The sequence below is a fragment of the Aliarcobacter faecis genome (assembly GCF_013201705.1).
Classification (GTDB): Bacteria; Campylobacterota; Campylobacteria; order Campylobacterales; family Arcobacteraceae; genus Aliarcobacter; species Aliarcobacter faecis.
Window position 1 is genome coordinate 584,095 of the sequence record NZ_CP053837.1, and the last position, 25,211, is coordinate 609,305.

Genomic DNA, 25,211 nt, shown 5'->3' on the forward strand with positions numbered 1-25,211 from the left:
TTTATATCAGCAGTTAGTCCCTAATAATTGCTGATTATTTTTATTTTTTAATATTTTAAATTTAATATATAGTTACTCCACCAGTTCATTAAAGGCTTTTGTCTTTCAAGATATACTATTCTATTTTTATAAGATAGTTCAACTTTTCCTTCTTTATGGTGGTCTAGCACACTTTCTATTATTCTAGTATCTATTTTATGTATATCTTGTTTCTCTTCAGTGATTGTTCTAAAGCTACCTCTAAAGCTATGTAAAGATTGTTTTTTTTCTGCTGTAAATCCCAATCTTATTAAAGCTTGGTTTGGGCTTTCCCTATTAATAGGACTTATATTATCAGTTCCTATAAATATAAACTCTTTTAAGTTTGTATATCTTGAAGAAAACTCTTTTTGTTCATTTAAAATGTTTATAACTTCATCTGTCAAAGGTAACATAAAATCTTGTAAATTATGATTTTTAACTTTCATTAAATTTCTTGGAATAGTTAAAATTTTATTTTCAAAATCTATATATTCCCATTTTAAAAAGCATAAATTATAAGCTCTTAAGGGTATATGTAAAACAAATTTTAAAGCATTTTTTATAGATATGCTTCCATTATATCCATATACTTTATTTACAAGTTCTTTAAAAATATCCTCATCTGTAATTTTTGCATAGTTATTTCTAACTCTCTTTTCTACAAGAACATCATTTTTATTTATATTTGCTAAATAGTTGTATTCACAATAATCTTTCAAAACTGCAAAAGCCCATAAATTTTGAAGATAGTTAAAAAGTCTTGAAGCCGTCTCTTTTGCTGTTTTTTCTTTATCTTCTAAAAGTTTTAATAATTCTAATTTTGTAATATCTTTTATATTTCTATCTTTAAATCTTGGTAAAACATAGTTTAAAAAGAGATTATATTTTCTATCATATGTTACTTTTTCAAGTGTCTTTTTTTGTCTAATAAACCACTCTTCCATAACATTTTGAAATAAACCTTTATTGTTTATTTGTTCTTCATTCTTTATATTTTTCTCTTGTTCTATTGGATCTATGTTATTAGAAATAGTTTGTTTTAAATTGGCTCTTAACTCTCTTGCTTTAGATAAACTAATAGTTGGATAAATTCCTAAAGATTTTTTTCGTCTTTTTTTAAGTGTAGGTGAAACATAAACAAACTCCCATATTTTACTACCATTTACTTTTATAAGTAAATGTAATCCTTGCCCATCACTTAATGTGTATTCTTTTGTTTTTGGTTTAGAATTTGATATTTTTGTATCTGTTAGAGGAGTTGGAATTTTTGGCATTTTTATATTCTTTATTTCATTTTTGTTACTTCATAAAATAAATGTAACATAAAAATTATAACAAAGGTAACATAAAAGGTAACAAAGATTTAAAGATTATAGGGTATTATATAAGACTATAAAAGATTAAAATTATTTTTAAATTATCGATAAAACAGTCATTTGGTAGATTATTTGATATGATAAGAGATTAATTTATGGTGGAGATGTGCGGGATCGAACCGCAGTCTTAAAACAGCTTATATTAGCGTCTACATGCTTAGCGAAGTTGAAAAAATTCATTTTATGACAACTCAACTTCCAAAAGCAATCGTAAAACTAAGATTTTAAATTTTCTCTTTTAAGCCAAATCAACTCTTAAAAGATAATCTATCTATTGTGAACCTGCATTTATCTACATAGATAGAATCTGTAGTGCAAGTCTCCGTTAGACTCAAGCCCGAAGGCGAGTCAGTAAGTTGTTAAACTTACGCAGCTTTAGCGTAAGCTGGAGCGTAATTTGTATTGTTTGCGTCTAAAAAAAATGAACCGCGTAACGGCATGTTCAGGCCGACATGCAACTAATACTCACTGCTCTAATCGATACCAAGTCATCCCCATAACTTAAAAGTTAAGTTTACATAAGTAATTATTAAAAGCTTGTTAATTGTAATTAAAATGTTATTTAATAATAAATTTTTATTTACTTCACTTTTTCTTTTAGTTTAAAATTGTATAATCTTTATATAAAAATATAATGGAGTGAATAAATGAGCAAAAAAGGTATTTTAATTATTGGGGCAGGTGGTGTAAGTAGGGTTGCTACTGTTAAATGTGCTATGAATATTGATACATTTGAAAAAATTACACTAGCTTCAAGAACAGTTTCAAAGTGTGAAGCAATTGCTGCTGATATTTTAAAAAATCAAGGTGTAAAGATAGATGTAGCTTCGGTAGATGCTGATAATGTAGATGAATTAGTAAAATTAATAGAAAAAGTGAATCCAAAATTAGTATTAAATGTTGCTTTACCTTATCAAGATTTGACAATTATGGATGCTTGTACAAAATGTAAGGTTGATTATGTAGATACTGCAAATTATGAACATCCTGATGAAGCTAAATTTGAATATAAAGAGCAGTGGGCAAGAGATGGGCAATTTAAAGAAGCTGGAATTATGGCACTTTTAGGTTCAGGTTTTGATCCAGGTGTTACAGGAGTATTTTGTGCATATGCTCAACAAAATTTATTTGATGAAATTCACTATATAGATATTATGGATTGTAATGCAGGTGACCATGGTTATAAATTTGCAACAAATTTTAATCCAGAGATAAATCTTAGAGAAGTATCTGCAAATGGAAGATATTGGGAGAATGGACAATGGATAGAGACAAAACCTCTTGAAATTAGAGTAGATCACGATTATCCAGAAATTGGAGTAAAGGCTTCTTATTTACTTTATCATGAAGAGTTAGAGTCTTTAGCAAAAAATATTAAAGGTTTAAAAAGAATTAGATTCTTTATGACTTTTGGAGATAGTTATATTCAACATATGAATTGTTTACAAAATGTTGGAATGCTTGGAATTGAGCCAGTAGAACACCAAGGACAAAAAATTATTCCAATAGAGTTTTTAAAAACTTTATTACCAGATCCTGCTAGTTTAGGACCACGAACAGTTGGGCAAACAAATATTGGTTGTATAATTGAAGGTATAAAAGATGGAAAACTAAAAAAAGTATATATTTACAATGTTTGTGATCATCAAGAGTGTTATAGAGAAACAGGTGCACAAGCAGTAAGTTATACAACAGGAGTTCCAGCTATGATTGGTTCTAAACTACTTTATAAAGGTATTTGGAAAAATCAAGGAGTATTTAATATTGAAGAGTTTGATGCAAAACCATTTATGGATGAGTTAATGACACAAGGTCTTCCTTGGAAAATTATTGAATTATAAAATCAGATTTTAGAAAAATTTTGTTTACAAAAGAGATAAGAATTTAGTTATTTATAAAAAATAAATTTCTAAATTCTTACTTTTTTAGCCTTATTTTTGAAAAAAATCTCTTAAACTTTTATCTGTTTTTAGTAGAAAATAGATAAAAATTTTAAACATTAGGAAAAATATATGACAAAGCAAATTATTAACTCTTTTGAAGAGCTTCCAAGTCCAGCATATGTTTGTGAAGAAGAGCTTTTAGAAAAAAATTTAAAACTTTTGAAAAAAATTCAAGATGAAACAGGAATTAAAATTCTTTTAGCTCTAAAAGGTTTTGCTATGCACTCAACTTTTGATTTATGTAGAAAATATCTAAAAGGTTGTTGTGCTTCAGGACTTCATGAGGCTCTTTTAGCAAAAAAAGAGTTTGGCTTAGAAGTTCATACTTATAGCCCAGCTTTTAAAGATGAAGAGATTGATGAAATTATCTCTTTATCTAATCATTTAGTTTTTAACTCTTTTAATCAACTAAAAAGATATAAAGATAAAGCTTTTGGTAAAGTATCTTTAGGAGTTAGATTAAATCCTGAATATTCAAGCGTTGAGGTAGATTTATATAATCCTTGTGCACCAAATTCAAGATTAGGTATTACAAAAGCAAATTTTGATGAAACTCAACTAGAATTTTTAGAAGGTTTTCATTTTCATGCACTTTGTGAACAAAATATAGATGCACTTGAAGGAGCTTTGGCAAATTTTGAGAAAAATTTCAGCCAATATTTTTCTAAACTTAAATGGGTAAATTTTGGTGGTGGACACCATATAACAAGAGCTGATTATGATGTGGAAGGTTTAATCAAACTTTTAAAAGATTTTAAAGCTAGATATCCTCATTTAGAGGTTTATATGGAACCAGGTGAAGCTGTTGGTTGGCAAACTGGTTATTTAGTTGCAACGGTTCTTGATATTATTGAAAATGGAATGAATTTAGTAATTCTTGATACAAGTGCAGAGGCTCATATGCCAGATACTTTAGCTATGCCATATCGTGCAATGATTAGAAATAGTGGAGTGGCATTTGAAAAAAAATATACATATATATTAGGTGGAAATACTTGTTTAGCTGGAGATATTATTGGTGATTACTCTTTTGATGAGCCTTTAAAAGTAGGGGATAAAATAATTTTAGAAGATATGATTCACTATACAATGGTAAAAACGACAACATTCAATGGTATAAAATTACCATCAATAGTTATAAAGACTAAAGAAAACAGTTATAAAATAATAAAAAACTTTGGATATGAAGATTATAAAATGAGGCTTTCATAAAAAATTAGGAGTGAGAATGGGACATGATAGAAGCTTATTAAAACATACTTTTGAAGATAAAGATGTAATTGATACATTTGAAGATATTGAACATGGGAAAGATAAAAAAAGAAAAAGAAAAGAGTTAGATGAGAAGATTGAAGATGGTGAACAAAAAGTTCAAGTTTGGATTAAAAAAGCTACTTTAGAGTACCAAAAGGAACTAACACTACTTCAAATAGAGCTTTTAAAATTACAAAATTATGTTAAAGATAATGGACTTAAAGTTTTAATTATTTTTGAAGGAAGAGATGCTGCAGGAAAAGGTGGAACTATAAAAAGAGTAACCGAGCATTTAAATCCAAGAGGAGCTAGAATTGTTGCTTTAGAAAAACCAAGTGATGTTGAAAAGACACAATGGTATTTTCAAAGATATATACAACACCTTCCAAGTGCAGGAGAGATAGTATTATTTGATAGAAGTTGGTACAATAGGGCTGGAGTTGAGCCTGTTATGGGGTTTTGTACAAAAGAACAACATATGCAATTTTTAAGAGATGTCCCTGATTTTGAGAAAATGCTTGTTGAATCTGGAATTATACTTTTTAAGTTTTATTTCTCTGTTTCTAAAAAAGAGCAAGAAAAAAGATTTAAAAAAAGAGAAACAGATTTATTAAAACAGTATAAATTATCACCAATAGATCAACAATCACAAAAATTATGGGATCAATATACAGCTACAAAATATTCAATGTTAATGGCTTCGCATACTCCAATCTCACCTTGGATAATTGTAAAAAGTGATAATAATAAAAAGGCTAGATTAAATTGTATGAGATATATTTTAAATAGTATTAACTATGATAAAAAGTCAAAAGATAAAACTCTTTTTAAAATAGATAAGAAAATTATTATAAATGGTTCTGTTGAGCTTGAGAATATGGAACAAAAACATCAAGCTTCAAAAATAAAGAAGGATGAAAAATGAATTTAAATGAATTTGATAAAACATCTCAAGTAGGGCTTTATGTTTCTAAAGAAGAGCATCCAATCTTTGGAAAAAAATATATAGCAAGATTTCAACATGATAAAAAAAGATATGTTAAAGTTTTAGGATATGTTAAAAAAGATAGTTTAACTTTACAAAAAGCTGTAAGATTATTTGAAGATTTTAGATCAAAAGTTACAGGTTATAAGGAAGAGATTTCTTTAGAAAAAGAGAAATTAACAAAAGATATCTCTGAAAATATAAAAATAAGTGATACTTTAAAAGCTATACAAGAAGAAAATAAATTTTTAAAATCTTTATTAAAAAATTATAAAAAATTGAGTCCAGATGCTTTAGAAGAGGGAATTCAAAAAATTTATGATTTACAAGATTTAAAACCTTATCAAATAGAGTTAATTAAACTTCAAAATTGGTTAGAAAAAGAGAATAAGCGAATGATTATTATCTTTGAAGGAAGAGATGCTTCTGGAAAAGGAGGAGCAATTCGTAGAATTACAAGATATATGAATAATAAACATTATAGAGTTGTAGCACTTGGAAAACCAACGGAAACACAAAGAAATCAGTGGTTTTTACAAAGATATATTGAACACTTTCCAACTGGTGGAGAAGTGGTTTTATTTGATAGGTCTTGGTATAATCGTGCTATGGTTGAGCCAATTTTTGGATTTTGTACACCAGAAGAGCATGAAATTTTTATGGAAGATATTGTAAATTTTGAACAAGATTTGGTAAGACAAGGAATGATTTTAATTAAACTATATTTTTCTGTTTCAAAAGAGGAGCAAAAAAGAAGATTTGATAGAAGAATAAATGACCCTCTAAGACAATGGAAATTTTCAGAAGTTGATATGCAAGCACAAGACTTATGGGATGAATTTTCTGAAAAAAAATATGAGATGCTAAGAAGAACAACATCAAGAAGTGCACCATGGCATATAATTAGAAGTGATAATAAGCATTTAGCAAGGCTTGAAGCACTTAAAATTATATTAAATTCTGTTGATTATGATGGAAGAAATTATTCTCTCAACTTTGAAGCAAATGAAGAGATAAATATCTCTGTTCAAAGAGAGTTACTACAAATGAGAAAAACAAAAGATTATTAATCTTTTGTTTTTTATTTTAAAAATCTACAAAAAATTGCTTAAAGAAAAGCCTTATTTAAATTTAGATAGAATATTTGCTAAAATTAAAATTCGGAGTAAATTTGATGGAATTTAAAGCAAATAGAGTTGATGAAGCAAATGTTGAAATAACTGCGACACTTTCAAAAGAATTAATTGAAAAAAATTTAGATAATGTAGCAAAAACTGCTGCAAAAACTATGAATGTTCAAGGATTTAGAAAAGGGAAAGTTCCTGTTGCTGTTGTTAAACAAAGATATGCAGATAAGTTACTTGAAGATGCACAAGGTGAGGCTGTTAGAAAAGTTTTAAATGAAGGTTTAAAATTACTCGAGCTTAAAAATGATGATTTAATAGGTGAGCCAAGTATCTCTAAATTTGATAAAAAAGATGATGGAAGTGTTGAATTAGAGATTTCTGTAGCTTGTAAACCAAAAATAGATTTGGGAGATTATAAAACATTAGTTCCTGAAGTAAAAGAGATTGAAGTTGGGATTGAGAAAATTGATGCAAGATTAACTGAAATTGCAAGTCAATCAGCACCGTTAGAAAAAATCTCTCGAAAAAGAGCTGCAAAAGAGGGTGATTATGCAGTGATTGATTTTGAAGGATTTGTTGATGGTGTAGCTTTTGAAGGTGGAAAAGCTGAAAAATATCCATTACAATTAGGTTCAAACTCTTTTATTCCAGGATTTGAAGAACAAGTTATTGGTATGAAATATGAAGAGCAAAAAGATATTACTGTAACTTTCCCAAAAGAGTATCAAGCAAAAGATTTAGCTGGAAAAGAGGCTGTATTTAAAGTAACTTTACATGAAATTCAAGAAAGAGTACCTTCTGAATTAAATGATGAATTTGCACAAAAAATGTTACCAAATGAAAAAGATGTAACACTTGATACTTTAAGAGAAAAAATTAAAGAACAAATGGTAGCAACTGAGAAAGCAACATATTATAGAGAAGAGTTAAAACCAACTTTCTTAGAGACTCTAGTTGAGAAAATCAATTTTGCATTACCAAAAATTGTAGTTGATCAAGAAGTTAATTTTGCACTAAATAATAAAATTAGATCTATGAGTGAAGAGCAAATCAATGAGTTAAAAGATGATGCTTCTAAAGTTGAAGCAATAAGGGAAGAGTTAAAAACTGATGCTACAAACTCTGTAAAAGCTACATTTATTATTGATGCTTTAGCAAAAGCTGAAAAAGTTGAAGTAAGTGATCAAGAAGTTACTCAACTATTATATTTTGAAGCATTACAAATGGGACAAAATCCACAAAATGTTATTAAACAATACCAAGAAGCTGGATATTTACCTGCAATTAAAATGTCAATTATTGAAGAGAAAGTTATCTCTAAACTATTTGATGAGAAATTAGCAAAATAATTTTAGGATAGAAAATGAGTTATATACCATATGTAGTTGAAAAAACTGGTCGAGGAGAGAGAAGTTATGATATTTATTCAAGACTTCTAAAAGATAGAATTATCATGTTAAGTGGTGAAATAAATGATGCCGTTGCTTCAACTGTTGTGGCTCAGCTTCTATTTTTAGAAGCTGAAGATCCTGAAAAAGATATCTATTTATATATAAACTCTCCAGGTGGAGTAGTTACTAGTGGTATGTCAATTTTTGATACTATGAACTATATTAAACCGGATGTTTGTACTATTTGTATAGGACAAGCTGCATCTATGGGGGCTTTTTTACTTAGTTCAGGAACAAAAGGTAAAAGATACTCTCTTCCTAATTCAAGAATTATGATTCATCAACCATTAGGTGGAGCTAGAGGACAAGCAACAGATATCCAAATTCAAGCAAAAGAGATTCAAAGGTTAAAAGATAGTTTAAACTCTATTTTAGCTAGTCAAACAGGTCAAGATTTTGCTACTATTGAAAAAGATACAGATAGGGACAATTTTATGAGTGCAGCTGAAGCTTGCGCTTATGGTCTTATTGATGAAGTTATTGAAAAACATAAATAAAGAGTCAAGATAAAAGATGATTAGAGAAATAATTACATATCCAAATAAACTTCTTAGAACAAAATCTAAAGATGTAGAAGTTTTTAATGAAGAACTTCATACTCTTTTAGATGATATGTATGAAACTATGATTTCTGCAAAAGGTGTGGGACTTGCTGCTATTCAAGTTGCAGTTCCACTTAATATTTTAATTATAAATATTCCAAATGAAGAAGATATTCAAGATAAAAATGAGTTAATTGAGGCAATAAATCCAAAAATTACTCATAAAGATGGAGTTCAAGTTTATCAAGAGGGATGTCTTAGTGTCCCTGGATATTATGAAGATATTACAAGAGCAAATCATATTATTGTTGAATATTTTAATAGATTTGGTGAAAAACAAGTTATGGAAACTGAAGGCTTTTTAGCTGTTGCTTGGCAACATGAGATGGAGCATTTAGAAGGTCATGTTTTTATAGAAAATCTATCTTTTACAAAAAGACAAAAGTTTGAAAAAGAGTGGAAGAGAAAATTAAAAGAGAAAAAATAATTTTCTCTTTTATACACCTTTTTTAAGTATATTTATAATTAAAATTAATAAAAATCCATTAATAAACCCCCAAACTATCCAGAAAAATACCTTTTCAAATTTTGAGGCAAAAACATCTTTAAAGTTATAAGGACAAGCTTTTATTGTCAAGTAAAAAAATATTGCAATGGCAATTAAAAAACTATAAATATTTACTTGGGCAAAAAGAATTGTTAGAAAAGAAAAGAATGGTGCAAAAACTGTAAGAGCAAAAAATTTACCATATTTTTTTCTTTTTGTTGTTCCATTAAAATATCCTACTGTAAAACCACAATTTGGACAAATTGTTCCCATCCTAGATAGAATTTTGGCTTTACAATCAGGACAATTCATAAGTGATGACATATAAAATCCTAATTTTTTGTTTATTATATCAACTAATGTTTTAAATGAATCATTTTAAATATACAATTTTTTATAAATAATTATATATAATAAAATAAATTATTTTGGATATATTTATGAAAATTATAAAATCGGCAGTTCAAGAATTAATTGATGCAACAGTTATAGATGTTGAAGCTAGTTTTACAAAAGGAATGCCTAGTTTTACAATAGTAGGAATGGTAAGTACAAATATAAATGAGTCAAAAGATAGAGTAAAATCAGCACTTTTAATAAATGATTTTAAATTTCCACCTTTAAAAATAACAATAAATTTATCACCCTCAGAAATAAGTAAAAAAGGAACGCATTTTGATTTAGCAATTGCTCTTCAAATTGCACTATTTGATGAACAAAAATTAGAGTTTGGAGACTATTTTTTCTTTGGAGAGTTGGCTCTTGATGGAACAATAAAAGATACAAGCCATATTTTCGCAATAGTGTTATCTTTAGCTAAAAAATTAGTTTTAAAAAAGGTTGTAGTTTGTGAACAAAGTGCTGAGAAATTGGCAAATATTCGAAATATTGATCTCTATGTTGTAAATAGTTTAAATAGTGCAATAGAGTTTGTAAAAAGTGATGAAAAAGAGAAGTTTATTTATAAAAAAGAGCAAAAGAAATATAAAGAGATTGAAATATTTGATGAAAAATATTTTTATGATACAAATTATCTAGAAGATTTTAAAGATGTTTTAGGACAAGATATGGCTAAATATGCAGCACTAATAAGTGCTGCTGGAAACCATAATTTAATTATGGAAGGAAGTCCTGGTTGTGGAAAATCTATGATTTCAAAAAGACTTCAATATATTTTAACTCCAATGAGTTTAGATGAGATATTGGAAAAAGCAAAACTTCAAGCACTTGATTATAAAGATGTTGATTTTACACCAATAAGAACTTTTAGAAATCCACATCATTCAAGTACAAAATCTTCTATTTTTGGTGGTGGAAGTTCTAATGCAAAAATGGGGGAAGTTGCTTTATCAAACAGTGGAATTTTATTTTTTGATGAATTGCCACATTTTCCCAGTAATATTTTAGAAGCTTTGAGAGAACCACTTGAAGATCATAAAATTTTAATTTCAAGGGTAAATAGTAAAGTTTTGTATAGTACAAAGTTTATTTTTGTAGCTGCCATGAATCCTTGTCCTTGTGGAAATAAACTTTCAAGTATAAAAGAGTGTAGATGTAATGAATTGGAAATTCAAAGATATAAAAACCGACTTAGTGAACCTTTTTTAGATAGGATAGATTTATATTTAGTGATGAATGATAGTTTTAATGATAATAAAAATATTGTAACTTCTGCTGAACTTCATAAAAGTGTAATTGAAGCATTTATTAGACAAAAACAAAGAGGTCAAACTGAATTAAATGGGAAATTAAGTGATGAGGATATAAAAAAATATTGCATACTTGATGAGGAAAGTAGGGATATTTTAGAAAAAGCTAGAGTAAATTATGCACTATCTTTTAGAAGTATAAATAAAGTTTTAAAAGTAGCAAGGACAATTGCTGATATAAATGGAAATGAGATTATTACAAAAAGTGATCTATTAAAAAGTTTAAATTTTAGAAGAAGATAAAAATTATCCTTGACAAAAGGTAAAAAAATAAATATACTTCTAGTCTAATTAAAAAAAGGAGAGTAATATGAAAATATTTGATATTTTTAAAAGCAATTTCATTAAAAGTGTAAACTCAACTCTTCTTCTCAACTATTCACTCTAATTATAACTTTATAGTTAAAATCAAGTTTAAAAAAATCTGTTTTTCTTTTTTTATTTAAAAAAAGATATAATCAAATGTTAAATTAAAAGGTAAATATTATGGATAAAAATAAAATTATTGTATTTGATACTACTTTAAGAGATGGAGAACAAAGTCCAGGTTGTTCTATGAATACTGAAGAGAAAATAAGAGTTGCATTGCAGTTAGAAAAATTGGGAGTTGATGTTATAGAAGCTGGTTTTGCAGCTGCAAGTCCTGGTGATTTTGATGCTGTTACTCAAATAGCAAAAATTGTAAAAAATTCAACTATTTGTTCATTAAGTAGAGCTGTTGAGAATGATATAAAACAAGCTGGATTAGCAGTTGCAAGTGCTTCAAAACATAGAATTCATACATTTATAGCAACATCACCAATCCATATGAAATATAAGTTAAAAATGAGTCCAGAAGAAGTTATAAAAAGAGCTATACATGCAGTTGAGTATGCAAAAACTTTTGTAGATGATGTAGAATTTAGCTGCGAAGATGCTGGAAGAAGTGAAATATCTTTCTTAAAAGAGGTTATGGATGCAGTTATAAGTGCAGGTGCAAAAACAATAAACTTACCAGATACTGTTGGATATAGATTACCAACAGAATTAGGGGCTATGATTAAAGAGTTAAGTGAATATGCGAAAGATAGAGCTATTATTTCTGTACATAATCACAATGATTTAGGTTTAGCAACGGCCAATACTTTAGCCGCAGTTTTAAATGGAGCTAGACAAATCGAAGTTACAATAAATGGTTTAGGAGAAAGAGCTGGAAACTCTGCTTTAGAAGAGGCAGTTATGGCTATAAAAGTGAGAAAAGATGTATTTGGAGATTTATATACAAATATAAATACACCAGAAATTTATGCAACTTCAAGATTGGTTGCTACAATTACAGGTGTTGAGCCACAACAAAATAAAGCTATTGTTGGGAAAAATGCTTTTGCACATGAAAGTGGAATCCATCAAGATGGTGTTTTAAAACATCAAGAAACATATGAAATTATGAGACCTGAAGATGTTGGAGTTATTAAAGATAGTACTTTGATTTTAGGAAAACATAGTGGAAGAGCGGCATTTAAAGATAAAATTGCACAATTAGGTTTTGATAGTGTTAGTGATGAAGAGTTAAATAGTGCATTTGAGAGATTTAAAGTTTTAGCTGATAAGAAAAAAGATATAACAGATGATGATGTAAGAATGTTAATTACTGATGAAGCTTTGAATCATGATAAAATCTATGAGTTAGTTGGTTTACAAATAAGTGACTGTTCAAGTGGAATGCCAATGGCAGCAGTAAGCATAAAATTTGAAGATAAAATTATCAAAGATGCAGGTTTGGGAGATGGTACAATGGATGCTATTTTTAAAACGATTGATAGACTTACAGGATATAGTGGAGAGTTAAAAGATTATAAAGTAATTTCTGTTAGTGAAGGGAAAAATGCTTTAGCAAAAGTAACAACAAGAGTTAGCTTTGAAAATAGTCAATCTTTTGTAGGACATGGTTTAAGTATTGATACTATGCTAGCAACTGCAAATGCTTATATTGGAGCTTTAAATTCATATCTTTCTCAAAAAAATAGACTTACAAAAAACTGTGGGCATCAGGTATAAAAAGATAGGAAAATTCCTATCTTTTTAAAATTATGATAGAGATAACTAACAAAGAAGAGCTTTTAGAGATTTTAGAAAATTCTGATGCTGTATTGCTATATTTTGGAGCAATAAACTGTAGTGTTTGTGAAGTTTTAAAACCAAAGGTTGAAGCTGAGATTTCTAAAAACTTTTCAAAAATAGAGCAAATTTATATAAATAGTAGTGAAAATTTAGAGATAGCTTCATATTTTAATGTATTTTCAGCACCAACTATTTTAATATTTTTTCAAGGTAAAGAGTTTAAGCGATATGGAAGAAATATTAGTTTAAATATCTTTAATAGTGAAATAAAAAGATTATATGAGATGGTATTTTAAATGAGATTAGCACTTTTAATTATATTTTTGGTTTTTATTGTAATGCAATTTATAAGACCAGATAAAGTTGAGTATATAGAAAATAGTCCTTATGAATTGAAAACTGATATTAAAACTATGGAGGTTTTAAAAATAGCTTGTTATGATTGCCATTCAAATAAAGTAGATTATCCTTGGTATTCAAATATAGCTCCATTTTCTTGGGTAGTTATAAATCATACAAAAGAGGGTGTAAAAGCTTTAAATTTTTCAAATTGGGAAAAATATAATTATGTTCAAAAAGAGGAGAAGTTAAAGGCAATTTATAGAACAGTATATTCATCTATGCCTCTTCCTTCTTATGCTTGGGTTCACAAAGATGCTAAACTTTCAAAAGAGCAAAGAGAAGCTATAAGAGATTGGACAGGAGTAAGAGCTAAGTGAGAGAAGAAGTTTCTGAACTTTTAGAGAATCGAAATGAACTTTTAACAATTACATATTTTAAGCTTCAAGAGTTATTTGAAAAGAAGTATGGGAAAAATACTTTAGTTCTTATGGAAATTGGAACTTTTTTTGAAGTTTATGAAGTAAATAATGATAAAGAGCAGATTGGAAAAGCAAAGGAGATAGCAGAACTTCTAAATATACAACTAACAAGAAAAAATAAATCAATTTTAGAAAATTCTAAAGAAAATCCAATTATGGCTGGCGTTCCAGCTATCTCTTTTGAGAAACATTTAGCACGAATTATAGCAGAGCAAAAATATACAATTGCCATAATAAGACAAAAAGGTATTCCTCCAAATGTAAGTAGATATCTTGATGTTGTTGTAAGTCCAGGAACAAATTTTGATTTTGTAGTTGATCAAGATGATAATTTTATTACTTCAATAGTTGTTGATCAAATAAGAGGAAATTATTTAATAGGTTATAGTGCAATAGATGTAACAACTGCAAAGTGTTATTACAATGAAATCTTTGGTACAAATGAAGACAAATTTTTTGCTCTTGATGAAGTATTTAATTATATGAATATGCATAGAACTAGTGAAGTAATTCTTACAATTGCAGATAAGAGTATAAATCAAAAAGAGATTATTGATTATTTAGAATTGAATCTTAAAAGTTATCATTTAAGAAATTTTAGACCAAAAATTACATATCAAAATGAGCTTTTCAAAAATGTTTTTAATATAGAGTCTCTTCTTACTCCAATAGAGCATTTAGATATGGAAAGAGCACCACTTGCTAGTGAATCAATGGCAGTTTTAATAGATTTTGTAATAGCTCATGATAGTGCAATTATTCAAAAATTATCAACTCCAATAAAACTTGATATTAGTAGATATATTTATCTTGGAAATAATGCTTTAGAGCAATTAAATATAATAGATACAACTCATAATCCAAGTTTAATAAAACTTATAAATAGCACTTCTACTGCTATGGGAAAAAGACTTTTAAAAGAGAGACTTACAAATCCTATAAAAGATGCAAAAGAGCTTTTAAGAAGGTATAATCTTTCAAATGAGCTATATGATTATCATGCTCCAATAGAGAATGAATTAGCCAATATTTATGATATTGAGAGGCTTACAAGAAGAATAAAACTTGTAAGGCTTCACCCTTTTGAGTTAAACTATTTGTATGATTCACTTTTAAGTATAAAAGAGATTGTAAAGTTTATGGAAAATTATAAGTTTATCTCTCCTCCTTGTAGTAGCTTGGAAATTGATAGTTTTATAAAATCTATAAGTAGTACTTTTGATTTAAGCATAAGTGGAAGATTTATGCTAAAAGATGTTGATACAAATATGATAACAAGTGGAATAAATCTTCAAATAGATGAGTTAAATAAAGAGAACGAAGAGCTTTATAGTAAACTAGAGATTTTAAAAACACATATTTTAAGTTTTATAAAAAGTGATGATAGCTCTTATGTATCTGTGCATAGGCTTGATAAAGAAGGATTTTATTTAAGCCTTACAAAAAATAGATTTAATTTAATAAAAGAGGAGCTTTTAAAATCTCACCTAATAATAGATGATGATTTACTTTTATTTAAAGATTTTTCTATAAAAACTCAAACAAATAGTGTAAAAATATCTTGTAACTTAACAGATGAAATTTCAGATAAATATGTACATAATCTAAGAAAAATAGTTGAGATAAATAAATTAGTATTTAAAGAAAAACTTTTAGAGTATGAGAGAAATTTTACTTCACTTTTAAGTGATTTAGTTATGTTTATTGCTGAAGTTGATCTTACAGTTTCAAATATAAAAACTAGTAAAAAATATAACTATACTTGTCCTAATATAGTAAAAACAAAAGATGATGAAAACTTTTTAGAGTTAATTGATTTAAGACATCCAATAATTGAAGCAAATGAAGAGAGTGGAATATATGTACCAAATGATATTATTTTGGGTGAACTTAATTTTACTTCAAAAGAGTATAGTGATAATATAATAGTAAAAAATTCAAATCCTATAAATATTCAGAATAACAAAATGCATGGAATTTTACTTTTTGGGATAAACTCTTCTGGAAAATCATCTTTAATGAAAGCTATTGGAATTAGTGTGATTTTAGCTCAAGCTGGATTTTTTGTCCCTTGTAAAAGTATGAGATTTTCTATTTTCGACTCAATATTTACGAGAATTAGTGGAGCTGATAATATTGCAAAAGGATTATCTAGTTTTGCTGTTGAGATGATGGATTTGAAAAATATTTTTAATAGAGCAACAAAAAAATCACTTATTTTAGGAGATGAAATAAGTCATAGTACAGAGACTTTAAGTGGTTTAAGTATTGTTGCAAGTGCTATTTTAAAATTAGCTAAACTTGAATCACTTTTTGTTTTTGCTACACATTTACATCAATTGCCACAAATTCCTGAGATTGAAAAATTAAAAAATATAATTTGTCTTCATTTAGCTGTTATGTATGTAGATGAAGAGGATAAGCTAGTTTTTAATAGAAAATTGGCTTTTGGAAGTGGTTCATCTATATATGGTTTAGAGTTTGCAAAATCTTTACATATGGATAGAGAATTTCTAAATATTGCAAATGATATAAGAAAAAGATTAAGTGATGAATATACAAAAATTGAGAGAATTTCACAAAAAAATAGTTCAAAATATAATAGTAATTTATATACAAGCACTTGTATAATTTGTGGTAGGACTTGTGATGAGGTTCATCATATAAAAGAGAAATCTAAGGCAAATAAAGATGGATTTATAGGACATATAAATGCAAATCATAAATATAATCTCATACCACTTTGCAAACTTCACCATAAAATGGTTCATGATGGAAAAATAAATGTAAATGGTTTTGTTGCAACTTCTAAAGGTTTAGAGTTGCATTATACTATGATAGAAGAATAACTTTATTTGAATGAAAATTTAAAATTATAATAGTTTATTAATGATAATAAATGTTAAAGTAATAAAACACTATACTTTCAAGAAATAAAAGAAAGAGTATAGATAAATAAACGAATAAGTTTATATTTTTATGCTTCTTATTATAACTTTAATGATTTTAATATTATTTTTGTATATAATATTTAATATTATAATAGGGTGAGGAAACTAGATGAAAGAAAATAGAGTTTTAGTTGAAGATGAGATAGATTTGAAAGAACTATTTTTAATAATTTGGAAGAAAAAATTATTTATTATACTTTTTACTATATTTATAACTATATTAGCTGGTTTTTATGCATATAGCAAAACCCCAATATATGAAGTAAAATCTTATATAGAAATAGGGTATATAAATAAAGAGAGAATAGAAGATGTTGATGCTTTAGAGCAAAAACTAAAAGTTATTTTTGGTGTTGAAAATCCAAGATATGAAGAAGATAGTTTTGTAAAAGGAGTAGTAAGTTCAATAAAACAGATAAAAGGTGTAAAAAATTTTTTAGAAATTACAACTGAGGCTTTTTCTAATGATGCAGCTTTGAGTAAAAATCAAGATGTTTTAAAATTTATTCAAGACTCTTCTCAAGAGAGTATAGAGCAGTATAAGGTTATTTTAGATAATACAATTTTAAATAAAAAAAGAGAAATAGATTTTATAAATGAGATAAATATTAAAAATATAAAAGCTGAAATAGAGATTTTAAAAGAGCAAGAACTTAAAAATATTGATAGACAGATAGAGATATTAAAAAGTCAAAATATAAAAAATATTGAGAAAGAGATTTTAAATATCAAATCTCAAGATTTATCAAATATTGATAGAAAGATTAATATTTTAAAGAGTCAAAATATTGAAAATATAAACAAAGAGATAAATTTATTAAAGAGTCAAGAGATACCAAGAATAAAGAATCAAATAAATTTTTTATCAAACTCAAAAATAAAATCTTTGGAAGATAAAATCTCTTTTTATACAAAAAGTTTAGATAAATATATAAAAGAGTTAGATATTTTGAATAAAAATATAGATAAGGCAGATAGCTCAACTTCTATGGTTGCTTCTGTTCAAATGTTAAATTATCAAAATCTAATTACAAATGCACAAAATCAAATTAAAGATTTAGAGTTACAAATTGAAGTTATTCAAAATGAAACTATTCCAAATTTAAAATATAGCTTAGAAAATATTACAACTATAAAAATAAAAGATTTGGAAAATAGAAAGCAAAATCTTTTAACAGTAGATATTAAAGACTTATTAAATGAGAAAGATAATATTTTAAATATAAAAATAAAAGATTTAGAACATAAAAAGGCAAATATTTTAAATGTAGATATTAAAGATTTAGAAAATCAGAAATTGAATGTTTCAAATGAAAAAATTAGAAAATTAGAAGATAAAATAAATATTGAACTTCAAACGAAGATTTCTCAAATGAATGAAGAGATTGATACTTTAAGTTTCAAAAAAACAGAACAAAATCTTAGTAATACAAAACTAATAGGTGAGTATATTGTAAATGATTTTCCTATAAAGCCAAAAAAATCTTTGATTATTGCAGTCTCTTTTGTAACGGGATTTATTTTATCAATTTTTATAGTATTTTTCTTAAATTTTATTAGAAAAGATTAAACTCAATTTTAAAATATAAAAGCTAGAATAAGCCTATAAATTAGCTTATTTTAGGATTTTATATGGATTTTTTTATATCAACTTTTATAAAAATCTTTTTTATTATGACTCCATTTTTTGTACTTAGTGTTTTTATAACTATTACTAATGAGGCAACTTTAAATGAAAAGCGAAAATTAGCAGTTAAAGTTACCTTATCTGTTGTAGTTATATCTTTAGTGCTACTTTTTTTTGGACAACATATTTTTAAAGTTTTTGGAATAACTCTTGATGCTTTTAAAATAGGAGCTGGAGCATTACTCTTTTTAACAGCAGTTGGGCTTATATATGGAAATAAAGATGGTCAAAAACCAACAGATAAAAATCTATCTGATTTAGCAGTTGTACCTTTGGCTCTTCCCATTACGATAGGTCCTGGAACTATTGGAGTTTTACTTTTAATGGGAGCTGAATTTAATAGTTTTTCAAAACTATTTTTAGGAAGTTTAGCTTTACTTTGTGCAATATTTTTTATTGGTATGATGCTTTATTTATCAAGTTTAATTGAGAAATTTATAGGGAAAGATGGATTATTAATCATCTCAAAAATTACAGGACTTTTTTTAGCAGCACTCTCTGCTCAAATAATATTTGATGGAATAAAAAGTTTTTTTAATTTATAAAAGTTTATAAACTAGATTTTAATAATCTAGTTTATCTCCATTTTTAAGAATATCTTTTGAGAATCTTATAACTTTATTTCTTCCAGTTTCTTTTGCTTCATATAAAGAGATATCTGCATATTTGATACATTTATAGATTTGGTCTGTGTCATTTGGATAAAAAGAGTACCCAATACTTACAGTTTTTGTAAATGTATCTCCATTATAATTAAATATTAATTTTGAGAATTCACTATTTATTTTTAGTGCTAGATTATAAGCTGATTCTTCTGTTGGATTTCTCATTAAAATTAAAAACTCTTCTCCCCCATATCTTATTATAAATTCATTTTCACTAATTGATTTTTTCATAGTAATTGCAAGTTTTCTTAAAATATCATCTCCAACATCATGTCCATAAGTATCATTTACCATTTTAAAGTAGTCAATATCAAGAAACATTATTGCAAAAGTTGTTCCATCTTTTATCTCAAGAGGTAGTTTTTTATCTATAAATTCATCTAAATATTTTCTATTATAAAGACCTGTTAGTGCATCTGTTAGGTTCTTTTGTCTTAAAGCATCCATTAAAATTTTGCTTTCTAAAATAGGTTTAGTCTCTTCAAGATATTTTTTAATTATACCAATTTGGTATTTTATATGTTTTAACTCTTCACTATTTTTTGTGATTATATGAATTACAATATTTGTTTGTTCATTTATAAAAAATGGAATACAAATATGTTCAGTTCCATTTTTACAAGATGCAATTCTACAAATTTCAGGGAAATTTTCAGAAGCAATAATACTGTTTGTTCTTTCAGCTCTACAAGACTCTTTTATGTTTTTAATTAAATTACAACAAGGGCTTACATCTTTAGAGGCAAATATAGTTTTTCTTTCATCTTTTATTAAATCTGTTTCAAAAATAAAAAAGTTCTTAATTTGCAGTTTATTTTTTAGAACACTTATTAATCTATAATAGATATCATCTTTTGTTAAATCATTTTCGATTGTTTTTTTATAGTGGTAAATTTCACTAATATCTTCGATTATCTCTTTTGCAATTAGTTTATCAAGATTTACATTACTAGTTCTATTATGAACAAATGAAGTTAAATTTTTCTCAATCCCTGTTAATACAGTTTCTAGTTTATCTATTAGCTCATTTAGCCAAATAGAAGCCTCTTTATCCTCTTTTAAGACACCATCTTTTGCTCTAATACTATAATTACCCTCATGAACCTTTTTTAAAGTCTTTGTTATTTCATCAAAAGAGCTAGTATAAGGAGTAATTTTTTTTCTTATATAGATTAAAATAATAACTAAGAATATAGCTATAGTACCAATTATATAAAGTAAAACAACAATATTTGAAACTCTATCTTCTCTAATATCAAAGCTAAGTGATATTGCTCCTAAAACTTCTCCCTCTTTTGCATTATGACAAGATAGACAATTAGGTTTATCCATAGATGAAGCAGTATAAGGGATAGTAACTCTTAAATTTGCATTAAATAAAGACTCTTCTATTACTGTTTTTTCTACTCCGGTTTGGAGTACTTCTATATCTATATTATCTCTTGGATTTTCATTTGATAGGCTAGACTTCCCAAACTGTTCGCTTACACTTTTTGCTCTAATAACCCATAAATCTTTTACATTATCAAGTTGGCTAATACTGTTTAAAAATATATCTCTTTGGTCCATATTTCCATTTACCATATGACTTGTTAGAGATTTTTTTACAATATCTGCAGTTAAATAAGCTTTTTTCTTGACACCTTCATAGCCAGTTTGTCTTGAACCAATAGCAACTAGGACAACAATGATTACTGTTAAAATTGTAATCATTGAGAAGATTATTAAAGTTATTTTTTTATTAGAGCTCATAAGTGTTACCTTTGAAAGTAATAGCAATCATCATATCATAAAATTATTTATTTATGATGAAGTTTTTATTTAAATTATAAAATTTTAAAGGCTTCTTCTAAATCTAAAGTTCCTTCATAAAAAGCTTTTCCGACAATTACACCACCAATATTTCCATTTTTCTTACAAGCTTTTATATCATTTATATCTTTTACTCCACCACTTGCTATTGTGTAAATATTGCTAGCAAGTGCAATATCTTCTGTAAATTCTACATTTACCCCACAAAGCATACCATCTTTACTTATATCTGTACAAATTATTGCTTGTACTCCCGCATTTGCAAACTCTTTTGCCAAAGTTGTTGCTTTCATAGATGAAACTTCAGCCCATCCTTCAACTGCAACCATTCCATTAATTGCATCAATTCCAACAGCTATTGGATATTTTTTTGCCATATCTTTTACAAATTGTGGGTTTTTAACTGCAATTGAACCAAGAATTAGTCTATCTACTCCTAACTCTAAATACATTTTTATAGTCTCTTCATCTCTAATTCCACCACCGAGCTCTATTTTTAAGTTACAATTTTCTCTAATCTTTCGTATTTGTTCTAAATTTGCTGGTTTACCTTCAAATGCTCCATTTAAATCAACAATATGTACCCAATTACTACCTAACTCTTCAAATCTAAGTGCCACTTGCCAAGGTTCATCAGAGTAGATTTTTGCACTATCCATAAGCCCTTTACTTAGTCTTACAGCTTTTCCATCTTTTAAATCAATTGCTGGTAATATGTCCATCTTTTATCCTTTTTTAGTATATTATAAGTTTATAAAATTTTCTAAAATTTTAAGTCCATTATTGTGTGATTTTTCAGGGTGTGGTTGAAATCCAAAAATATTATTTTTATTTACAGCACTTGCAAATGTGTAGCCATATGTTGTTTTTCCAATAATATAATTCTCTTTTGTTATAGCATGAAAAGAGTGTACAAAATATAAATAAGGATTTTCTAGACCACTAAAAAGAGGATTATCTTTATTTATTAATTTATTCCATCCCATATGTGGAATTTTTAAATCTTTTTCTATTTTATCTTTATCAAAGGCTACAACTTTTCCCTCAATTAAACCTAAACCTTTTGTATGCCCAAACTCTTCACTACTTTCAAAAAGTAGTTGCATTCCAAGACAAATTCCTAAAAGTGGTTTTCCTGTTTTTGCAAACTCTAAAATAGGGTCTTTTAAGCCACTTTGCTCTAAATGTTCCATAGCATCTTTATATGCTCCAACTCCTGGAAGAATTAATTTGTCTAAATTTTGTACATCATTTGGATTTTTTATAATCTTTACATCTTTTGTAAACTTTGAACAAGCATTATAAACACTTGCTAAATTTCCCATATTATAATCAATAATTCCTAGCATTAACTTTCCTTAATAAAGCGAAAATTATATCTTTTTTGAATTTTGTTTCTCCTAAATTTTTATGAATTTTAGGAGAAACAATATTTTTTTTGATAAAATGAAAAAAAACAAGGGTAGGATTATAATATGATTAAAAAAATTTTATTTCCTTTATTATTCTTAGTTTTAGCTTATTTTGTTCTAAGTTATGAGAGTGCAAAAGAGATAATAGCTGGAATTGCTATATTTTTAGTTGGTATGCATTTTATGGAAGATGGTTTTAAACTATTTTCAGGAGGATTTTTAGAAAGAGTTTTAGAGAAATTTACAAATAGTATGCCAAAAGGTATTTTAAATGGTTTTTTAATAACTTCTATTCTTCAAAGTTCATCTCTTACAAGTGTTATTTTAATCTCTTTTTTAGGAGCATCTTTAATAGCTTTAGAAAGTGCAGTTTATGTACTTTTAGGTTCTAGTTTAGGTTCATCTACAACAGCATGGATTATTGCTCTATTTGGATTAAAAATAAAAATATCACACTATGCTATGCCAATAATTGCTTTTGGAATATTTTTTAGCTTTTCAAAAAAACAAAAACAAAAAGGTTTTGGAAATATTCTTTTAGGTCTTGGTTTTATATTTTTGGGAATTTCTTATATGGTAGTTGGTTTTGAAGAATTAAAACAGAGTGTTGATTTATCTATTTATTCAAATGATAGTTTTTTAACTATGGTTTTATTTTTTATTTTGGGTGCAATTATGACTTTTATTGTTCAATCAAGTTCAGCTAGTATTGCTATTACTTTAGTTGCACTTGCTAGTGGTCAAATATTGTATTTAAATGCTATAGCTTTGGTTATTGGTGGAAAGATAGGAAGCACAACAACTACAATTTTAGGAAGTTTAAATTCAAATTCGAATGGAAAAAGATTAGCTTTTGCACAGTTTATTCTAAATCTTATTGCAACAATTTTTGGAATACTATTTTTAGTTCCAATTGTAAATTTTATAGAGTTTTTATCTTTAAAATTTGCAATTACAAGTGATGCTATAAAACTTACTATTTTTATTACAATTTTTAATCTAAGTGCAGTTTTAATAGTAATTCCATTTTTATCAAAATTAGTAGAAAGACTTAAGAAAATGTTTATTCCAAAAATAAAATCTTGGTCAAAACTAGAGTTTTTGGATAATGAAGCTTTGGAATCTTCAAAATCAATAGTTGTAGGACTTAAGAAAGAGAATATTGTTTTATATAATAAATTAATAAAAGCTATAAAACATCAACTTTTAATAAATGATGAAGATATCTACTGGAATAAAAAGCATAAGGATAAAAAAAGTCCACAAAACTCTAAAATTGATAAGATATATAAAGAGAAAATTAAGAATTTACATGATGAGATTTTGGATTTTATATCATTTGCAAATAAAAATATTAACGAAGATGATTTAAAATTATTTGATAGTCAAAAAATACTTACAAAAGATATGTATAAAATTTTGAAAAAAATTAGGAATTTTTATAAAAATATAAATATCGGAGTAGAAAGTAAAAATCCAAATATTAGTAGAGAGTATATATTTATAAAGGAAATTTTCATAATTTGTATAAAAGAGCTTGAAAATATATCACAAAATCTTACTATTGATGATATTGATAAAATCTACAAAACAAAAACTTTACAACATAAACTAAACTCTTTAGATAACTTAAGTACTAAAAGAGTTGATGAGTTTTTTGCTCAAAAAAAATTAGATGCAATAGAAACTACAAAAATTATAAAAGATGTATCATTTGCAATACTTTTGTGTCAAAATTTAATTAATATTACTACAACTATTTTTATTGAAGATAGTTTACTTTTAGATGAGGATGAAGAAGATGAAAATTAAAAAGTTTTTAGATAGTATCGAAGTATTTTTTATGAAAAATAAAAAAGAGATTAGCAGTTTACAGGATGCTTTAGGAAAACTTGAAGAAAAAAGGGTAAAGCTTTTAAAAAAACTAAAAGATGAAGATTTTAAAGATGATGATAAAGAGAATTTAAAAAACAAGTTAAATATGGTCAAAGAGTTAGAGAAAAAGATTACTAAAAAACTTGAAAAAGAGCTAAATAAACTTAATTTAAAAAAGAACATAGAGTAAGAGCAAAGAGTACATTTACTTTATGTTTTTTTAAAACTTTTCTAGCTTCTAATAGAGTTGTACCTGTTGTAAGTACATCATCAACTAAAATCACATCACAGTTTTTTATTCCATTATATATAAATTTTCGTGGATTCTTTTGTCTAAACTCCAAATTCTTTCCAGCATATTTGACAATATTTGAAGCTTTTAAGGTATTAAAAATAGGTTTTATAAACTCTGATTTTAAATGTTTAGACAATATTGCAGTTTGGGAAAAATCATGTCTTGTATGATCATCTATTGCAATTGCTAAAATAGGGTGAGTAAAAGTGAAATTAGTAGCAAACTTTTTAAAACTAAGTTTTGCTAAAATATTAAAGACTCTATCTCCATAAAAATAATATTTACTTTGGATTAAATCTTCTAAATCTTTATAATCATAAAAAGAGTAAACAAAAAAATCCTTTTCTAACTCTTTTTTATGAAAATTTGGCTCAAGAAGTGTAGTTTGACAAGTTTTACAAATAATTTGTAAAGATAGTTTATTACAAGATAGACAAAGCATATTGCTAAAATGATAAAAATAAAGTATTCATTTATAAACCCTTTAAATTAGATTTTAGATTATCTTATCTTTATTAACCAATAAAACTTTTGTAGTAAAAAAAAGTATTTCCACCAGAAATATATTAAAGTATTGTTTCTTAAATCTTTTTAAAAGCTAAAAAGATATCTACTACATCACTAAAAGATGAAGTTAA

The 25,211-nt window shown here is 26.5% G+C and carries 22 protein-coding genes and 1 other RNA gene; 16 read left to right on the top strand and 7 right to left on the bottom strand.

Annotated features, from left to right (window positions below):
* Positions 1-47: 47 nt before the first annotated feature.
* Together AFAEC_RS03035 and ssrA are read right to left on the bottom strand one after the other, a co-directional pair.
* On the bottom strand, positions 48-1,295 hold the full coding sequence (locus tag AFAEC_RS03035) for a tyrosine-type recombinase/integrase (protein WP_026806041.1): 1,248 nt from the start codon (positions 1,293-1,295) through the stop codon (positions 48-50).
* Between the two features lie 198 nt (positions 1,296-1,493).
* Positions 1,494-1,893: a transfer-messenger RNA gene (ssrA, locus tag AFAEC_RS03040) on the bottom strand.
* Between the two features lie 151 nt (positions 1,894-2,044).
* Here ssrA and AFAEC_RS03045 point away from each other — a divergent pair.
* The 7 genes from AFAEC_RS03045 (at position 2,045) to def (ending at position 9,186) form a co-directional block, all read left to right on the top strand.
* Positions 2,045-3,238 carry a saccharopine dehydrogenase family protein gene (locus tag AFAEC_RS03045; protein ID WP_026806040.1) on the top strand — a complete coding sequence of 398 codons (1,194 nt, stop codon included), beginning with the start codon at positions 2,045-2,047 and terminating at the stop codon, positions 3,236-3,238.
* A 171-nt stretch (positions 3,239-3,409) separates the two neighbouring features.
* Positions 3,410-4,552, top strand: a complete 1,143-nt coding sequence (gene nspC, locus AFAEC_RS03050) for a carboxynorspermidine decarboxylase (protein WP_026806039.1) — start codon at positions 3,410-3,412, stop codon at positions 4,550-4,552.
* 16 nt (positions 4,553-4,568) lie between these two features.
* A complete protein-coding gene (ppk2, locus tag AFAEC_RS03055) occupies positions 4,569-5,519 on the top strand; it encodes a polyphosphate kinase 2 (RefSeq protein ID WP_026806038.1) in 951 nt (316 codons plus the stop codon).
* The gene (gene ppk2 / locus AFAEC_RS03060) at positions 5,516-6,649 is read left to right on the top strand and encodes a polyphosphate kinase 2 (protein WP_026806037.1); all 1,134 of its coding nucleotides are present in this window, start codon (positions 5,516-5,518) and stop codon (positions 6,647-6,649) included. Before ppk2 (AFAEC_RS03055) ends, ppk2 (AFAEC_RS03060) begins: the two co-directional genes overlap by 4 nt.
* Before the next feature lie 104 nt (positions 6,650-6,753).
* Positions 6,754-8,055: a trigger factor gene (tig, locus tag AFAEC_RS03065; RefSeq protein ID WP_026806036.1), complete on the top strand. Its 1,302-nt coding sequence runs from the start codon at positions 6,754-6,756 to the stop codon at positions 8,053-8,055.
* Between the two features lie 14 nt (positions 8,056-8,069).
* Positions 8,070-8,654 (top strand): ATP-dependent Clp endopeptidase proteolytic subunit ClpP, encoded by a 585-nt coding sequence (gene clpP, locus AFAEC_RS03070; RefSeq protein ID WP_026806035.1) that lies wholly within the window; start codon positions 8,070-8,072, stop codon positions 8,652-8,654.
* 16 nt (positions 8,655-8,670) lie between these two features.
* On the top strand, positions 8,671-9,186 hold the full coding sequence (gene def, locus AFAEC_RS03075) for a peptide deformylase (RefSeq protein WP_026806034.1): 516 nt from the start codon (positions 8,671-8,673) through the stop codon (positions 9,184-9,186).
* Between the two features lie 9 nt (positions 9,187-9,195).
* Here def and AFAEC_RS03080 read toward each other — a convergent pair whose 3' ends face one another.
* The gene (locus AFAEC_RS03080; RefSeq protein WP_026806033.1) at positions 9,196-9,570 is read right to left on the bottom strand and encodes a hypothetical protein; all 375 of its coding nucleotides are present in this window, start codon (positions 9,568-9,570) and stop codon (positions 9,196-9,198) included.
* 116 nt (positions 9,571-9,686) lie between these two features.
* Here AFAEC_RS03080 and AFAEC_RS03085 point away from each other — a divergent pair, with 116 nt between their 5' ends.
* From AFAEC_RS03085 to AFAEC_RS03115, 7 genes are all read left to right on the top strand, one after another.
* Positions 9,687-11,198 carry a YifB family Mg chelatase-like AAA ATPase gene (locus AFAEC_RS03085; protein ID WP_026806032.1) on the top strand — a complete coding sequence of 504 codons (1,512 nt, stop codon included), beginning with the start codon at positions 9,687-9,689 and terminating at the stop codon, positions 11,196-11,198.
* A 243-nt stretch (positions 11,199-11,441) separates the two neighbouring features.
* Positions 11,442-12,992 carry a 2-isopropylmalate synthase gene (locus AFAEC_RS03090; protein WP_026806031.1) on the top strand — a complete coding sequence of 517 codons (1,551 nt, stop codon included), beginning with the start codon at positions 11,442-11,444 and terminating at the stop codon, positions 12,990-12,992.
* 32 nt (positions 12,993-13,024) lie between these two features.
* Positions 13,025-13,351: a thioredoxin family protein gene (locus AFAEC_RS03095; RefSeq protein WP_026806030.1), complete on the top strand. Its 327-nt coding sequence runs from the start codon at positions 13,025-13,027 to the stop codon at positions 13,349-13,351.
* Entirely contained in the window at positions 13,352-13,774 is a 423-nt protein-coding gene (locus AFAEC_RS03100) for a heme-binding domain-containing protein (RefSeq protein ID WP_026806029.1), read from the top strand.
* Complete coding sequence (locus AFAEC_RS03105) at positions 13,771-16,725, top strand: MutS-related protein (RefSeq protein WP_026806028.1); 2,955 nt, start codon at positions 13,771-13,773, stop codon at positions 16,723-16,725. The genes AFAEC_RS03100 and AFAEC_RS03105 overlap by 4 nt, the downstream gene beginning before the upstream one ends.
* Before the next feature lie 211 nt (positions 16,726-16,936).
* The gene (locus AFAEC_RS03110; protein WP_026806027.1) at positions 16,937-18,397 is read left to right on the top strand and encodes a Wzz/FepE/Etk N-terminal domain-containing protein; all 1,461 of its coding nucleotides are present in this window, start codon (positions 16,937-16,939) and stop codon (positions 18,395-18,397) included.
* Between the two features lie 62 nt (positions 18,398-18,459).
* On the top strand, positions 18,460-19,059 hold the full coding sequence (locus AFAEC_RS03115) for a MarC family protein (protein WP_026806026.1): 600 nt from the start codon (positions 18,460-18,462) through the stop codon (positions 19,057-19,059).
* An 18-nt stretch (positions 19,060-19,077) separates the two neighbouring features.
* On the opposite strand, the gene AFAEC_RS03120 is transcribed toward AFAEC_RS03115, so the two are convergent.
* The 3 genes from AFAEC_RS03120 to hisH form a co-directional block, all read right to left on the bottom strand.
* Positions 19,078-20,931, bottom strand: a complete 1,854-nt coding sequence (locus AFAEC_RS03120) for a GGDEF domain-containing protein (protein ID WP_026806025.1) — start codon at positions 20,929-20,931, stop codon at positions 19,078-19,080.
* Between the two features lie 74 nt (positions 20,932-21,005).
* Positions 21,006-21,713 carry a 1-(5-phosphoribosyl)-5-[(5-phosphoribosylamino)methylideneamino]imidazole-4-carboxamide isomerase gene (gene hisA, locus AFAEC_RS03125; RefSeq protein ID WP_026806024.1) on the bottom strand — a complete coding sequence of 236 codons (708 nt, stop codon included), beginning with the start codon at positions 21,711-21,713 and terminating at the stop codon, positions 21,006-21,008.
* A 21-nt stretch (positions 21,714-21,734) separates the two neighbouring features.
* Positions 21,735-22,340 carry an imidazole glycerol phosphate synthase subunit HisH gene (gene hisH, locus AFAEC_RS03130; protein ID WP_026806023.1) on the bottom strand — a complete coding sequence of 202 codons (606 nt, stop codon included), beginning with the start codon at positions 22,338-22,340 and terminating at the stop codon, positions 21,735-21,737.
* A 126-nt stretch (positions 22,341-22,466) separates the two neighbouring features.
* On the opposite strand from hisH, the gene AFAEC_RS03135 reads away from it, so the two are divergent.
* Together AFAEC_RS03135 and AFAEC_RS03140 are read left to right on the top strand one after the other, a co-directional pair.
* Positions 22,467-24,215 carry a Na/Pi cotransporter family protein gene (locus tag AFAEC_RS03135; protein ID WP_051487565.1) on the top strand — a complete coding sequence of 583 codons (1,749 nt, stop codon included), beginning with the start codon at positions 22,467-22,469 and terminating at the stop codon, positions 24,213-24,215.
* The gene (locus AFAEC_RS03140; RefSeq protein ID WP_026806022.1) at positions 24,205-24,468 is read left to right on the top strand and encodes a hypothetical protein; all 264 of its coding nucleotides are present in this window, start codon (positions 24,205-24,207) and stop codon (positions 24,466-24,468) included. Before AFAEC_RS03135 ends, AFAEC_RS03140 begins: the two co-directional genes overlap by 11 nt.
* On the opposite strand, the gene AFAEC_RS03145 is transcribed toward AFAEC_RS03140, so the two are convergent.
* A complete protein-coding gene (locus AFAEC_RS03145; protein ID WP_026806021.1) occupies positions 24,443-25,015 on the bottom strand; it encodes a ComF family protein in 573 nt (190 codons plus the stop codon). The two genes, AFAEC_RS03140 and AFAEC_RS03145, sit on opposite strands and share 26 nt — an antisense overlap.
* Between the last annotated feature and the right edge of the window lie 196 nt (positions 25,016-25,211).